The organism is Flavobacterium johnsoniae (assembly GCF_030388325.1).
Taxonomy (GTDB): domain Bacteria; phylum Bacteroidota; class Bacteroidia; order Flavobacteriales; family Flavobacteriaceae; genus Flavobacterium; species Flavobacterium johnsoniae_C.
The window spans coordinates 2,746,712-2,762,744 of sequence record NZ_CP103794.1; the positions used below are offsets into that span (position 1 = coordinate 2,746,712).

12 protein-coding genes are annotated in these 16,033 nt (G+C 31.9%); 10 read left to right on the forward strand and 2 right to left on the reverse strand.

Features of this window, described 5'->3' with window-relative positions; all coding sequences use genetic code 11:
• Nucleotides 1–90: 90 nt before the first annotated feature.
• The 7 genes from NYQ10_RS11905 to NYQ10_RS11935 all read left to right on the forward strand — a co-directional run bounded on the left by NYQ10_RS11905 (nucleotide 91) and on the right by NYQ10_RS11935 (nucleotide 9,667).
• Complete coding sequence (locus NYQ10_RS11905) at nucleotides 91–1,050, forward strand: YihY/virulence factor BrkB family protein (RefSeq protein WP_289876544.1); 960 nt, start codon at nucleotides 91–93, stop codon at nucleotides 1,048–1,050.
• Nucleotides 1,047–1,571 (forward strand): NADPH-dependent FMN reductase, encoded by a 525-nt coding sequence (locus tag NYQ10_RS11910; RefSeq protein ID WP_289876546.1) that lies wholly within the window; start codon nucleotides 1,047–1,049, stop codon nucleotides 1,569–1,571. Before NYQ10_RS11905 ends, NYQ10_RS11910 begins: the two co-directional genes overlap by 4 nt.
• On the forward strand, nucleotides 1,572–2,546 hold the full coding sequence (locus tag NYQ10_RS11915; protein WP_289876547.1) for a transglutaminase domain-containing protein: 975 nt from the start codon (nucleotides 1,572–1,574) through the stop codon (nucleotides 2,544–2,546).
• 82 nt (nucleotides 2,547–2,628) lie between these two features.
• Complete coding sequence (gene pncB / locus NYQ10_RS11920; RefSeq protein WP_289876548.1) at nucleotides 2,629–3,804, forward strand: nicotinate phosphoribosyltransferase; 1,176 nt, start codon at nucleotides 2,629–2,631, stop codon at nucleotides 3,802–3,804.
• Nucleotides 3,805–3,966: 162 nt separating this feature from the next.
• Nucleotides 3,967–5,835: a DNA topoisomerase IV subunit B gene (locus tag NYQ10_RS11925; RefSeq protein ID WP_289876549.1), complete on the forward strand. Its 1,869-nt coding sequence runs from the start codon at nucleotides 3,967–3,969 to the stop codon at nucleotides 5,833–5,835.
• A 21-nt stretch (nucleotides 5,836–5,856) separates the two neighbouring features.
• The gene (locus tag NYQ10_RS11930; RefSeq protein ID WP_289876550.1) at nucleotides 5,857–6,924 is read left to right on the forward strand and encodes a PDDEXK nuclease domain-containing protein; all 1,068 of its coding nucleotides are present in this window, start codon (nucleotides 5,857–5,859) and stop codon (nucleotides 6,922–6,924) included.
• 22 nt (nucleotides 6,925–6,946) lie between these two features.
• A complete protein-coding gene (locus NYQ10_RS11935; protein ID WP_289876551.1) occupies nucleotides 6,947–9,667 on the forward strand; it encodes a DNA gyrase/topoisomerase IV subunit A in 2,721 nt (906 codons plus the stop codon).
• Between the two features lie 51 nt (nucleotides 9,668–9,718).
• Here the strand turns inward: NYQ10_RS11935 and NYQ10_RS11940 are convergent, their stop codons facing one another.
• On the reverse strand, nucleotides 9,719–12,184 hold the full coding sequence (locus tag NYQ10_RS11940; protein WP_289876552.1) for an AAA family ATPase: 2,466 nt from the start codon (nucleotides 12,182–12,184) through the stop codon (nucleotides 9,719–9,721).
• Nucleotides 12,185–12,189: 5 nt separating this feature from the next.
• Nucleotides 12,190–13,242: a PKD domain-containing protein gene (locus NYQ10_RS11945; RefSeq protein WP_289876553.1), complete on the reverse strand. Its 1,053-nt coding sequence runs from the start codon at nucleotides 13,240–13,242 to the stop codon at nucleotides 12,190–12,192.
• A 263-nt stretch (nucleotides 13,243–13,505) separates the two neighbouring features.
• Between NYQ10_RS11945 and NYQ10_RS11950 the strand changes: the two genes are divergently transcribed.
• The 3 genes from NYQ10_RS11950 to NYQ10_RS11960 are packed head-to-tail and all read left to right on the forward strand — an operon-like array spanning nucleotide 13,506 to nucleotide 16,019.
• A complete protein-coding gene (locus NYQ10_RS11950) occupies nucleotides 13,506–14,126 on the forward strand; it encodes a C40 family peptidase (RefSeq protein ID WP_289881033.1) in 621 nt (206 codons plus the stop codon).
• The gene (locus tag NYQ10_RS11955; protein WP_289876554.1) at nucleotides 14,104–15,054 is read left to right on the forward strand and encodes a hypothetical protein; all 951 of its coding nucleotides are present in this window, start codon (nucleotides 14,104–14,106) and stop codon (nucleotides 15,052–15,054) included. The genes NYQ10_RS11950 and NYQ10_RS11955 overlap by 23 nt, the downstream gene beginning before the upstream one ends.
• A gap of 2 nt (nucleotides 15,055–15,056) precedes the next feature.
• Nucleotides 15,057–16,019 (forward strand): TssN family type VI secretion system protein, encoded by a 963-nt coding sequence (locus NYQ10_RS11960; protein ID WP_289876555.1) that lies wholly within the window; start codon nucleotides 15,057–15,059, stop codon nucleotides 16,017–16,019.
• The last annotated feature ends 14 nt before the right edge of the window (nucleotides 16,020–16,033 follow it).

Sequence of the window (16,033 nt, forward strand, 5' to 3'; positions counted from 1 at the left end):
CATGGAAAAAATATAAAATTCCATTAAAAATCAAGAATTCAGAAGTTTTCATTATTGCGTAAATTTGAGTAAATCTCAAAAAATCAGCAGATGAAAATCAAAAATATATTCTCCAAAACTTGGTTTCTCTTAAAGAATACCTTTTTAGAATTTAATGATGATAATGCGATTAAACTTAGTGCTGCATTAGCGTACTATACCATATTTGCATTACCGCCTTTATTGATTATTATTATCACAATTTGTGGTTTCTTTTTTGGAGAAGAAGCTGTAACGGGCGAGTTGTACGGACAAATTAATGGTTTGGTAGGAAATGGCGCCGCAACTCAAATTCAAGAAGCTATTAAAAATGTGCAATTGTCTGGAGATAATGTATTTGCAACCGTATTTGGCGTTGTGATGCTATTAATTGGAGCATCGGGAGTTTTTGCCGAAATACAAAGTTCGATTAATTTTATTTGGGGACTTCGAGCAAAACCTGATAAAGGAATTAAGAAATTTATTCAAAACCGCTTAATGTCATTTTCGATGATTGCTTCGGTTGGGTTTTTAATGTTAGTCAGTTTATTTATAAGTACCACTTTAGATTTACTTAGCGCACGCTTAAAAGTGTATTTTCCAGAGAGTACAGTTTACTTATTTTACATAGTGAATGTCGTAATAGTTCTAGCCAGTATTACACTTCTTTTTGCTATTATTTTTAGAACATTGCCAGACGGAAAAATAAAATGGAAAGATGCTTTTATAGGATCTGGAGTTACTGCAATCCTTTTTATGATTGGTAAATTTGCAATTGGTTTTTATTTAGGAAGTTCAACAGTTGCTTCAGTTTACGGTGCGGCAGGCTCTGTTATTATTATTTTGGTTTGGGTTTATTATTCGGCAATTATTCTGTATTTTGGAGCAGAATTTACGAAGGTCTATGCGAAATCTTACGGAGGAAAAATCTATCCTAACGAATATTCAGTAGAAATTGCAAAAGAGATTTACGAAATTGATACACCAAAAAAAGAACCAATAGAAGAAAAATTATTAAACGAAAAACCATGAAAATAGTAGCCTTTGGAGGAAGTAACAGCAAGCAGTCTATCAATAAACATTTAGCAACTTACGCGTCTAGTTTGTTCGAAAATGCTGAAGTTGAAGTTTTAGATCTTAACGATTTTGCAATGCCTGTATTTAGTGTCGATCTTGAAAAAGAAGTCGGACAGCATGAAATTGCAAAAGCTTTTTTAGGTAAACTTAAAGAAGCAGATATTTTAGTGGTTTCAATGGCAGAAAACAATGGAAATTATTCTGTGGCTTTCAAAAATGTTTTCGATTGGAGTTCTCGAATCGAAAAAGACGTTTTTCAGCATAAACCAATGTTATTATTGGCGACTTCTCCCGGAGGAAGAGGAGGTTCTTCTGTTTTAGGAATTGCACAAAATCTTTTTCCTCGATATGGTGCAGAAATTAAGGGAAGTTTCTCATTACCAGCATTTGGCTCGAATTTTGATTTACAAGAAAATAAAATCTCTAATCCTGAATTAGATCAAGAACTGAAAGATATTATTAAATCAAATTTTTAAATGCCACAAAAAAAGATTGCCCTTATTATCCTTTTATTAAATATTATTTTCATCAATTTTACCTTTGCTCAAAAGATTAGCGATGTAGATAAAATTGTTGCCAAATATCCTAAAAGCTTTAATTCAACCGAAAAACTGGCGGAAAGAATCGAAAAAGATTTTGATTCAGATGCTGAGCGCGCTCGTGCCATTTACAGTTGGATTGCCTTCAATGTAAAGTACGATTATAATGCCTATCTTAATCCGCCTAGAACACAAGGTTTTAGTTATTCTTCTGAAGCTGAAAAACAAAGAAAACTAAAACAGATAAACGATAATTTAATTCAAAAAGCATTTAAATCTCAAAAAGCAGTTTGCGAAGGATTTACGGCATTGTATCAAGATTTAGCGCAACAAGTCGGATTAAAATGCGAAATAATTCGAGGTGATTCTAAAGTTTCCGTAAGAGATATTGGTCGAAAAACTACTTCCTCGAATCATGCTTGGAATATGGTATTGATTGATAAAAAATGGCGCTTAATTGATGTAACTTGGGGACAAGGATATTATGACAGTAGTAAAGGAAGAATGGTCAGCGATTTTAATCCAATTTATTTTGATACAGATCCGGATTACTTTTTTGCAAAACACTTCCCAGATTCTGGAACTTTTTTAGGTAATAGATTAAGTAAAAGTGATTTTCTAAATGGTCCTTTAATCTACAATACAACAATCGAAAAAGATTATAAAATTAAATCGCCAGATTCTGGAATAATAGAAGCCAGAAATGGAGATAAAATTACTGTTGAAATCAAAAATGTTTCAAAATCGAATCAGGTTTTTTATTTAAATAAAAGAAATCAACCTGTTAAAGTTCAAAATCCAAAAGAAAAACGAGGAGGTTTAGAATTTCAGATTTTTATAGATAGTAATATAGGTGATTACATTACGGTTTTTGTAGATGGAAATAGTGTTGTTTCTTTTAAAATAGTTTAAAAATAAAGGATTAAGAATCCAGCAATTTTCATCTTTTCTGAAATTGCCGTATCTTAGCAAGAATGATCCGAATTTGAACACTATGGAAGCGACTTTTCTGAAATCGATACTAGATAATGATTTCTATAAATTTACAATGCAGCATGCTGTAATCAAGCTTTTTCCGAAAGCAAAAGTTCGTTACGGATTTATAAATCGTGGTAAACATGTTTTTCCAGAAGGTTTTGCCGATTTACTTCGAAATTCGGTAGATGCATTGGCTGATCTTCGTTTAACAAAAGAAGAAAAAAATTATCTAGCGCATTATTGTCCTTATTTAGATCCGACATATCTAGATTTTTTGCAAGGATATAGTTTTGATCCGTCTGAAGTTCAGATTAGTCAAGAAGGTTCAGAAATTAAAGTAACAGTTGAAGGTTTTTGGTACAGAACCATTTTATGGGAAGTTCCATTAATGGCACTTATTTCAGAGCTTTTTTATAAATCAAATCATTTAATTCGTTTAAATGATGAAGCCATAAAAGAACTGACAAAAGAAAAAATCGATAATTACAATAAACTCGGAGTTTCAATTTTAGAATTTGGAACTAGAAGACGCCATTCTTACGAAGTTCATAATCTAATAAACGAAACTTTAAGATCCTATGGCGGAAACAGTTTTATTGGAACCAGTAATGTGCATTTTGCAATGGTTAATAACAGAAGGCCTTTGGGAACTCACGCTCACGAATGGTTTATGTTTCATGCCGCTCAATATGGTTTTCAAGTTGCAAATTTTATAAGTCTCGAAAACTGGACAAAAGTTTATGGCGGAGATCTCGGAATCGCGTTAACTGATACTTACACTACAGAAATATTCTTCAATCAATTTGATAAAAAATATTCTAAGCTTTTTGATGGCGTTCGACATGACAGCGGCGATCCGATTGAGTTTGCCCAAAAAGTAATTGCTCATTATAATAAAATGGGAATTGATCCAAAATCTAAAGCCATCGTTTTTTCGGATTCTTTGAATTACGATAAAGTAAAAAAGATTGCAGATTTCTGTCAAGACAAAATAAAAATGTCATTCGGAATTGGAACAAATTTTACCAACGATGTAGGCCTTCCTGCTATGAATATGGTAATAAAACTAACCGACACAAAGCCCGATAATATACATTGGCAAGGTGTTGTAAAACTTTCTGATGAAAAAAATAAAAATACAGGAACGCCCGAAATGATTGCTTTGGCAAAACAAGTGCTAGGAATCAAATAGAATTTTTTTGACGAAAAAGCAGTTTTTCATAATTTTAGCGCCCATTTTATTTTAAAATCAATTTAAATAGATTTTAAACTGTTATTATTCATAACAAAAAGAAAATACGCTTTCATTTTTTGTTAAGAAATGGTACATTAGCAAAAAATCCTAAATTCATATATGCTAGAGCAAAATCAATATACCGAAGATAATATTCGTTCACTTGATTGGAAAGAACATATCCGTATGCGTCCGGGAATGTATATCGGAAAACTAGGAGACGGTTCTTCTCCAGATGATGGTATTTATATTCTATTAAAAGAGGTTTTAGATAACTGTATCGATGAGTTCGTAATGGGCTCTGGAAAAACTATCGAGGTAACGATAAAAGATAGAACGGTTTCGGTTCGTGATTACGGGCGTGGAATTCCGTTAGGGAAAGTGGTCGATGTAGTTTCGAAAATGAACACGGGAGGAAAGTATGATTCTAAAGCGTTCCAGAAATCAGTTGGTTTGAACGGTGTCGGAACGAAAGCTGTAAATGCACTTTCCAATTATTTCCGTGTAGAATCTGTTCGTGAAGACAAACAAAAAGCTGCCGAGTTTTCTGCTGGAAATTTGGTTTTAGAAGAAGATGTTGTTGAGACCACAAAACGTAAAGGAACAAAAGTAACTTTTACGCCAGACGAAACGATTTTCAAAAACTATAAATTCCGTTTAGAATATGTGATTAAAATGGTTAAAAACTATTGTTATTTGAACAATGGTTTGACTATTATTTTCAATGGAGAAAAATATTATTCAGAGAACGGACTTCGTGATTTATTAGAAGAAACTATCAGCGAAGAAGATTTAGAATACCCGATTATCCATTTAAAAGAGCATGATATCGAGGTTGCGCTTACACACAGTAAAACGCAGTACAGCGAAGAATATCATTCTTTTGTGAACGGTCAGAATACTACGCAGGGAGGAACGCACTTAGCGGCCTATCGTGAAGCCGTTGTAAAAACGATTCGTGAGTTTTACAATAAAAATTTCGAAGCATCAGATGTTCGTAAATCAATTGTGAGTGCGATTAGTATTAAAGTGATGGAACCTGTTTTTGAGTCTCAGACCAAAACAAAATTAGGTTCTACCGATATGGGTTCTGATGATGGAACACCAGCAGTTTCTGTTCGTACTTTCGTTAATGATTTTATCAAAACGAAACTGGATAATTATTTGCATAAAAATCCAACAACTGCTGAGGCTTTATTACGTAAAATTCTTCAGGCAGAACGTGAGCGTAAAGAATTATCAGGAATTAGAAAACTGGCGACAGATCGTGCTAAAAAAGCCAATCTTCACAATAAAAAATTAAGAGATTGCCGTGCGCATCTTCCAGATACCAAAAACCCAAGAAACTTAGAAAGCACGCTTTTTATTACCGAGGGAGATTCGGCTTCTGGATCGATTACAAAGTCGCGTGACGTAAACACACAAGCCGTTTTCAGTTTACGTGGTAAGCCTTTGAATTCATACGGAATGACTAAAAAGATTGTGTATGAAAACGAAGAATTCAATTTACTGCAAGCGGCATTGGATATTGAAGACGGATTAGAGAAATTACGTTACAATAATATTGTAATCGCAACCGATGCCGATGTCGACGGAATGCACATTCGTTTGCTTTTGATTACTTTCTTTTTACAGTTTTTCCCAGAATTAATCAAAGAAGGACATTTATATATTTTACAAACACCGCTTTTTAGGGTTCGTAACAAAAAAGAAACAATTTATTGTTATTCTGAAGAAGAAAGAAAAGACGCGATTGAAAAACTAAAACCAAAACCAGAAATCACGCGATTTAAAGGTTTGGGAGAGATTTCTCCAGATGAGTTTAAAAACTTTATTGGAGACACGATTCGTCTTGATCCGGTTATGATGGATAAACACACTTCGATTGAGCAGTTGTTATCTTTCTATATGGGGAAAAACACGCCGGATAGACAAGAGTTTATTATCAAGAATTTGAAGGTTGAGATTGATGAGTTGGAGGAGGTTTAAGAATTTTTAGGATAATAAATAGTGTCAGACGGTCTTCAAAATAAAGTTATTTTCCAGCAGGTTGCCGAGCTATTGCAAAATGCCCGACAACAGGTTTTGCGTACCGTAAATTCAACAATGACAATTACTTATTTTGAAATAGGAAGAATAATTGTTGAAGAAGAACAAAATGGAAAAGATAGAGCTGAATATGGAAAACAGCTTCTAAAAGGTTTATCTCAACAGCTGACAAAAGAGTTTGGTAAAGGCTTTTCTATTAGGAATTTAGAACAAATTAGACAATTCTATATTATTTTTTCAAAATCCGAGTCACTGACTAGGATTTTGAAAATTCAAAAAACGCAGTCACTGACTGCGGAATTAAATAAAGTAGATTATCAAACTTTGGCTTCCTTTTTTAAATTGACATTTACCCATTATGTCTTTTTAATGCGAATTGAAGATGAAAAAGAAAGACGTTTTTATAAAATAGAATCTGAAAGGAATAATTGGAGTGTTCGGGAATTAAAACGTCAATACGATACAGCACTTTACACAAGATTAGCTTTAAGCAGAGATAAAGAAGGAATCTTAAAACTTTCAGAGAAAGGTCAGATTATTGAGAAACCGAAAGACATCATTAAAGATCCTTATATTCTTGAATTTTTAGGATTACCAGAATTGCATCAATATTCAGAATCTCAGTTAGAAGAAGAAATCATTAGTAAACTAGAACATTTCTTATTAGAATTAGGTCATGGTTTTACATTTGTTGGCAGACAGCAGAGAATTACCTTTGATGATAAACATTTTAGAATTGATTTGGTTTTTTATAACAGGATATTGAAATGTTTTGTTCTTGTTGATTTGAAGATTGGTGAATTAAAACATCAAGATTTAGGACAAATGCAGATGTATGTTAATTATTATGATAGAGAAATGCGTTTGGAAGATGAAAACAAGACTATCGGGATTGTTCTCTGTCAAAATAAAAGTGAGGCTGTAGTTAGATATACACTGCCAGAAAATAATGAACAGATTTTTGCAAGTAAATACAAGACCGTTTTACCAAGTGTTGAAGTTTTAAAAGAACTTCTTGAAAACAAATAAAATTATAATTAGATATAATTAAATGAAAGACGAAGAAGACGATAACATAATTCCAAACGACGACGAGAATAATCAAGATGAAAACCTGATGGATGATAATCAGGATGGAAATGACGATGAGATTATCGACGTAGATGCCAAACATTTTGAAGGAGCACATTTTTACGAAAATCAGGAAGAAGAAGGCGAAGACGTTATTACCAAAGTAACGGGAATGTATAAAGACTGGTTTTTGGATTATGCTTCGTATGTAATTCTGGAACGTGCAGTTCCTGCTATCGAGGACGGATTTAAACCTGTTCAGCGTCGTATTATGCACTCTTTAAAAGAGCTGGATGATGGTCGTTATAATAAAGTTGCTAATGTTGTTGGTCACACGATGCAGTATCACCCACATGGAGATGCGAGTATTGGTGATGCAATGGTACAAATTGGTCAAAAAGATTTATTGATTGACTGTCAAGGAAACTGGGGAAATATTTTAACTGGAGATGGAGCTGCTGCTTCGCGTTATATTGAAGCACGTTTATCTAAATTTGCTTTGGAAGTTTTATATTCTCCTAAAATTACAGATTGGGGAGTTTCGTACGATGGTCGTCGTGCAGAACCAAACAATCTTCCTGTAAAATTCCCATTGCTTTTGGCTCAGGGAGCAGAAGGTATTGCAGTTGGACTTTCGACTAAAGTTTTGCCTCATAACTTCAATGAATTAATAGATGCTTCGATAAAGATTTTAAAAGGAAAAGCTTTTACACTTTATCCTGATTTCATGACTGCAGGTATCGCGGACGTTTCAAATTATAACGACGGAATGCGTGGTGGGCGTGTTCGTGTACGTGCTAAAATTTCGCAATTAGACAAAAATACATTGGTGATTACGCAGATTCCGTTTTCGACCAATACATCGAGTTTAATTGACAGTATTTTGAAAGCCAATGAAAAAGGTAAAATCAAAATCAAGAAAATTGAAGACAATACCGCTGCCGATGTTGAGATTTTAATTCATCTTTTCCCTGGAGTTTCTCCAGATAAAACAATCGATGCTTTGTTTGCTTTTACAGCCTGCGAAACTTCTGTTGCGCCTTTAGGATGTGTTATTGAAGACAATAAACCATTATTTATTGGAGTTTCTGAAATGTTGAAAATTTCAACACACAGAACGGTTGATTTACTTCGTCAGGAATTAGAAATTCAGTTAGAAGAATTAAAGAATAAATGGCATTTCTCTACTTTAGAAAAAATCTTCATTCGTGAAGAAATGTATATTGATTTCAAATTATATGGAGATAGAGAATCACTTTACAAATATTTGTATGATCGTTTTGAGCCTTTCAAAAAATCATTCGTAAGAGAAATCAATGATGATGATTTACAGCGTTTGACTCAAATTCCGATGATTCGTATTACCCGTTTCGATTCTGATAAAGCAGATGATTTAATTGCTAAGTTAGAAGATGAAATGAAAGAAGTTGAGCATAATCTAGAACATTTAACAGATTTTGCAATTGCATATTTTACCAAATTAAAAGAGAAATACGGAAAAGGACGAGAACGCCAGACTGAACTTCGTGTTTTTGATAACGTAGAAGCTACAAAAGTAGTTTTACGTAACACAAAACTATATGTAAACCGTGAAGAAGGTTTCGTTGGAACGAGTTTAAAGAAAGACGAATATGTAGGCGATTGTTCTGATATAGATGATGTTATCGTGTTTTTACGAGACGGAACCTTAATGATTACAAAAGTCGATGCCAAAACTTTTATCGGAAAAGACATTATACACGTCGCAGTTTTCGATAAAAATGATAAACGTACTATTTATAATATGATGTATCGTGATGGAAAATCAGGACCTTCTTATATAAAACGTTTTAATGTTACAGGAGTTACGCGTGATAAAGCTTACGATTTAACAAATGGAACAAATGGTTCTCAGGTTGTTTATTTCTCGCATAATCCAAATGGAGAAGCTGAGGTTGTGACTATTTTGTTGCGCCAGGTTGGAACTATCAAAAAGTTGAAATTCGACATTGATTTTGCCAAATTAGCAATCAAAGGACGTGGTTCTAAAGGAAACTTGGTAACCAAATATCCAATCAAAAAAATCGAATTAAAAGAGAAAGGAATTTCGACTTTACTACCAAGAAAAGTTTGGTTTGATGATACGGTAAAACGTTTAAATGTTGATGCAAGAGGAGAGTTGTTAGGAGAATTTAAACCAACAGATAAAATCTTAATAATAAGTCAGTCAGGAAAGTTAAAAGTCATAATTCCAGAGTTGTCTACTCATTTTGAGGAAGATATGATTGTTTTGGAAAAATGGAAGCCTAAAAAACCAATTTCTGCGATTTATTATGACGGAGAAAAAGAACGTTATTTCTTAAAACGTTTTCTGGTAGAAAACGAAGGAAAAGAAGAGAGCTTTATTACAGACCATCCAAATTCGCAGTTGGAAATCGTTTCGACAGATTATCGTCCTGTAGCGCAATTGGTTTTTGCGAAAGTAAAAGGAGTTCAAAAAGACGATTTGCATATAGATGTTGAGGACTTTATAGCTGTAAAAGGTTTCAAGGCTTTAGGAAATCAATTGACTACCGATAAATTAAAACAAGTGAATCTTTTAGATCCACTTCCTTATGAAGAACCTGTTGAAGAGGTTCCTGAAAGACCAGAAATTTCAGAAGATGATCCTGTGGAGACAGAATTAGATGACGATGGCCAAATAGGTTTGGTTTTAGAATAAAAATAAAAACCGCTAAGATTAATTTCTTAGCGGTTTTTTATGTTTACGAATTTAATTTTCAAGAGGAGAAAAAGTTTCTTCTTTAATCCATTTCACTTCATTATTTTCAATACTAACGAAAATAGTATCTCCGTTTTGTACTTCTCCAGAAATTATCTTTTTTGCTAATGGTCTTCTCAAATGACTTCTAATAATGCTTTTGATAGGTCTTGCTCCATATTTAGCATTATATCCGTTTTCAGCTAGATAAAGTTTAGCTTCCGTTTGAATTTCAACTTTAATATTAATGTTTTTTAATAAATCTGTAAACTCTTTTTTAAGATGGATTTCGAAGATTTTCAATGCGTTTTCTTTGCTGATAGGAGCAAAAGGTACAATCTCCGTTAAACGCCCCAAAAACTCAGGTCTGAAATAATTTGTCATTATTTCCATTAAAGAATTTGAAGTTGGAATTTCCCCATTATTAAAAGTTTTGACAATATAATCTGCTCCAATATTAGAAGTAAAAAGAATGATAGCATTCGAGAAATCGCCTTCTTTTCCTAAACGATCATGCAGTTTTCCTTCATCCATAATCTGTAAAAAAATATCAAAAACAGAAGGATGTGCTTTTTCAATTTCATCAAATAAAACAATAGAATATGGCTTCTGCCTGATTTTGTTTATTAATAGTCCTCCAGCGTCATACCCAACGTATCCTGCGGGTGCTCCAAGGAGAGTTGCGGCTGAATGTTCTTCTTTAAATTCAGACATGTCAAAACGGATAATAGCATTTTCATCCTGAAAAAGAAATTCAGCTAAAGATTTAGCTAGTTCAGTTTTTCCAGTTCCAGTAGGTCCTAGGAAAAAGAAAGAAGCAATTGGTTGATCAGCTTTGCTGAGTCCCGAACGTGATTCTAAAATAGATCCTGCAACAGTTGCTATACAATGATCTTGGCCAATTACTCTTTGTCCTAAAACATCTTCAATACTATTTAGTTTTTGTTTCTCTTCTTCTTTAAGTTTTCCTGCAGGAATTCCTGTTTTTTTAGCAATAATTAAAGATAGATCAAATGCTTCAATATGCGATCGTTTATCAAGTGCTTTTTCTTCAAGAATTTTAATCACATTTTCAATATAAGTAAGGAATGATTTTGATGATTGGAAAGTTCTTTTTTCATTTTGATAATCAATATCCATTAAAAATGTTGTTTTGTTTATCAAATCAGTTAAGAACCAATTATATTCTTTTATCAATTGATCTTCTGATAAATTAGTTTCGTTGTCCTTTAAAACATCTAATTTATTGATGAGAGATTGTTTTTCGTTAAGAAAAGTTTCTCCAGATGTTTTTAAAACCGACATCGTGTGATCAATCAAATTAATTGCTGATTCTGGAAGACTTTTTTCTTTTAAATATCTTCTCGATAAGCGTATTGATTCTGAAATGGTTTCGTCATCAATTTGAATTTTATGATGTTCCTGATAGGTTTTAATAGATTCACGAATCATTCTAAAAACAGTTTCATCGTTTGCTTCTTCTAATTTCACGATTTCAAACATTCCTGAAAGCCCTTGTTCTTTTTCAATTTTTTTTGAAAATTCGTCAATTGTTGAGGTGGCAATAATGTTTAAACCTTTTGCTAATTCAGTTTTCAGGATATTTGAGACACCTGAGTCACTACTATTTTTATCTAATAAAGTATGAATTTCTTCAATAATTAAAATAGCTTTAGGGAGCTGTTGTAATTCCTGAATACAGTTTTTAAGACGGTCTTCAATTTCTCCTTTGTATGATGCGCCTGCAATTAATGAAGATAAATCTAATTCGAACAACTGAACTTTATTTAAAACATCAGGAATTTTATTTTCAATAACATTTTGAATTAGTGTGTCAATTAAAATTGTTTTTCCAATTCCTCGATCGCCAATTAACAATACATTAGGTTTTGAGAAACGGCAAAGAATTTCTTTTATTGAATTTAGTTCAGCTTCACGACCAACTGCAGTCAGTTTATTTTGTTTTTTTTCAGCATTTTTATGAATGCAATATTTGCTTAAAAAGCCTTTTTTAATTTCTTTTTTATCAAGTTGAAGTTTCGAAGAAGGTATTGTAGCTTTTTCCTCCAATAACTCATTTCTGGAAATAGGATAGCTTTTCATCTGATCAAAATTAAATCCAACTCCAGGCGAACTTAAAGCAATAATAATTGCATAAATACTGATTTCATCTTCATTAAGAACATTTTTTATAAAATGTGCTTCTTTAATAATCTGGTCAATTATATCATGAGGTTCAGCATCTAAAACGTGAGTAGTTTTTGGTTCTTCTTCAATCCGTACTTTAGCCCATTCATCTAGATAATAAACATCTTTTCCCATCGATTCTAAAAGTTTTAAAAGAGATAAATCTCTATTCAAAATCGCTTTAAGTAAATGTGATGCAGTATAATATTTATTCGAATTATTTTTTGCAATTTTTTTTGCAATTTCAAAGGCAGTCAGTAATTCGGTACTGAAAATATTTTCTTCTTTCATAGCAATTAATCTTTTACCCAGATCATGTATTTTTTTACTTTATAATTAATTGATAATCCTTTTATACAATTATCAGTTTTGTCTTTATTTAATCGTATAGATTCTATTTTTATTTTTTTTCCTTTAATGCTAGCACATAGTTGAGCAAAAGTCAATAAATCTTTATCGTTTTTTACGACAGGAATATCCAAATCGTCACATAAAAATTCAGCAAAATCATCTTTTACTTTACTGCCTTCAGTTACTTTATTTAACAAAATTTCAAACTGATCTTCAGATATTTTAGGTGCTTTTTTTACAGATGCAATGCTATCTTTTTGTGTTTTGTTTTTAGGCGCAACCGGAACATATTGAAGCATGTCTTCAAGTGGATCTTTTTTTACTGTTCCTCTTGGCAAAGCGAAAGATTCTGCATTTTTTTCGTAAACATAAGATGTGACATCAAGAGGATTTGTTTTTTTTACAACTTTTGGATGCACGTAAATCACCTTTTTAGCTACTCTGCTAAAATCACCATTTATAACAAGTGTAATGGTTTTTTCGCCCGGAGTTAAAAAAGTATAGATAGGATTGGAAGAAGTTTCGATAATTCCTTTTCCTTCACCAAAAGACCATTCCCAAGTTTTTGCGTTTTGTGAAATCGAATTAAAATAAGTTGGCTGTCCAACAGTAATAATCTTTGAAGTAATAATTTGTGGAGTTCCTAGTTTGTCAAGAATATATTTGTCTTTTAAAATGAGTTCACGTGTATGAATACATTCTCCGTTAATAGTTAGAGTAACCATATATTTTCCTGGATTTTTGTAGGTATGAAATGTATGTTTTCTATTATCTGACATTGAACCGTCACCAAAATCCCATTTCCATGATTTAGCGTTGTGTGTTCTGTCATAAAATTCAATTGGCTCTTCGCTCTGTGAATGATCAGACAAAATATAATATTGAACATCTTCACAATTAACATGTTTAAAGAATTGAATTAGAAAAGAAATTATTCCAATCAATAATAAAAGGACAAAAACAAAAACGACTCTTACATCAATATTTCTTTTATTCATTATTTAGATTATTATATTTAAAATAAGAAATTAGTTACAAATATAGATTCTAATATTTTAAAAATGTAAAATAATTGCTACAAAAATTATGATTTAATAAAAATATTTTCTTTATGTTTGTAGATATATGCTTACAAAATTGTTTATTGGATTTAAATGCTTCAGAAAAAGGTTTTATGAAATTTAAAAGATTTTTTTACTTGATAACTCATTCATTTTTCGCGAAAAACAGAGAATTGGTCTTTGCAAAATATCAAATTTTAATGTTTGGAGTTTTAGTATGCGGTTCATGTAACAGCAAAAAATACATTTCTCAAATTCCTTTTCGATATGATTATTCTTTAGAACTATTAAAGAAGCAGTCACAAATGGAAGAAATAGGTTTAAAGAACAAAACGGTAATAAATGATAATTCTGAAAATCTAACTGATGAAATTTTGTATCTAAAAGAGAAATATTCCATTGTGTTAGCTGTAATGCCTAATAAAATTACCAATTATAAACTCTATTCTTATTTTGATCCATGGATTAATACACCTTATAAAGAAAAGAGTTTTTCAAAAAAAGGGATTGACTGCTCCTATCTTTTGCAATCATTATATAGCGATGTGTATAAAGTTACACTTCCAAAAGATCCAGCCGGTATGTGGAAATCAAAATCGATTCAGATTTTTACGGGTCGTACTTTTCTTGCCGAAGGAGATTTGGTTTTTTTTAGATATGACAAAGATCACCCAATTTCTGATGTGGCATTATATCTTCATAATGATAGAATTTTAGCCTGTACAGATAAAGGTTTGGGGATTTACAATTTTAATGATGAATATTTTCAGTTGCGATATATAGGAGCAGGTCGAATAAATGAGGACACAAAGAAAAAATAAAAGAAGTCTTGAAAGTTTGGTTGAGGAAATTGAAAGTATTTCCTATGATATTCGGGCAGAAATTATTGCAAATGAACTTATCGAGAATAATCAAATTTCTGTTGATGAACTTACGATTTCTAATCAGGGACAATTTACAAGAGCTTTTAGAAGTGATGTTTTGGGGGCTGTAATTCAGGATGATAATTATATCAGGCAAGATTACATTGCGTTGCTTTTGTCGAGAGATAGCATGTATGATTCTCTACCGGAAGGATTTGTTCATAGCTTAATTGAAAACAATGCTGACAAGTCTGTTGGACAAATGATTAGAGAGCATAAGCATCAGAAAAAGCAGGAAAATGATGCAAGAAATTTTTTTAGTCCATTTGAAAATGAAATTTTTCATTACCGAACCAAAATAGAAAGTGTTGAGAGTAACTTTTTATACAAACTAAACGGAAGTAAACCGCTCGATTTCTTTTACGATTTTTGGGGTTTATCACAAAATTACCCGGCAGTTTTGGTTTCAAAATTTATTCAGCTTTTGCCTTATGCATATAAAATTGTGGGAGATGTTGATTTGGCGTGTCGCTGTCTGGCTAGTATTATTGAAGAAAAAGTAAGCTACAAAACAACAACTTCTAAAGAATATAGTGAAGAAAGTGAGCAGATTAATTTAGGAGAAAATAGATTGGGAGTAGATTTTATCTGTGGAAATAAATACATGGACTATTCTATGAATCTGACAATTGAAATTGGACCAATCATCAATAATTCATTTGAGAATTATATTCATAATGGGAGAATAAAACGATTTATAGATTGTTTTTATGAGCATTTTTTTCCAATGGAAGTTGAGCCAAAAACAATCCTGATAATGAACGAGGAAACAGAAGAATTTAATTTTAATAAACAGCCCGTCTTAGGGTATACAACACGAATTTAAGAATGGTTAAAAAACATTTATTAGCACTTATTGATGTAAAACTTATTGTATTTATAGTTGTAATTATTGCTCTCTGTGGAATATTGACTTTGTTGTTTAGCGATAAAGTAAAAGAGTTTGCAGCTTTAAAAAAGACATTTTATATCTATGTTTTTTCATTTGCGCTTATTTATGCTTTAGTGGCATTTTTAGGATATAATAAGCTGTTTAATGAACTGTCAGATGAATTTAAATTTTATCAAATAGCTTCTTTATTGTTCGGAATATTACATGTCTGGCTTTATCGCTGGCATTTTGAAGAATTTAAAGTTAAAAGTATAGGTATTGAATTGCTGTTTGCGCTTTTGGTTGTACTCTATTCGAGTGTTTTGTTTACCATAATTTATACCGCACTGAACGGATTAAACTTAACTTTTATAATGTGCTCGCACTTTATTGTATTTATTATTCCTACAGGAGTTTATGCCGTTTTTGAATATATGATGCAGATACCGCCAAAAGAATATGTAACATGGAAAATTCCTGAAGGGGAAAATCCATTTCCGGAAATTGAAGCAGTAGAAATGAAAGATCTTCTTTTGATAACATTATTGATTCAGAGACATGAAAATAGTAAAGGATTTATAACCATTCGATCTAAAGGACCTGTTAGAATTGATTTTGGACCTCTATTTTATAATACAATTACAGGTTATAATACTCAATATCCAGAAAACAAAATTGATTTAGACCATAACGGAGAAAATTACAATTGGGTATTTTTTCTACAAACAAATTGGTATGAAAGCACAAAATATGTAGATGCAGATTATACTCTTGGAATGAATGGTATAACCGAAAATTCAGTAATTATCTGTAAAAGACAGAAACAAGAAGTAATTAAGTCAGATAAAGATAAAAATTCAGAAGATGAAGCTTTTACTTATCAGCCTGCTATAAAAAATACAGCTACAAACGAGCAGTAAGATTAAAAGAAATT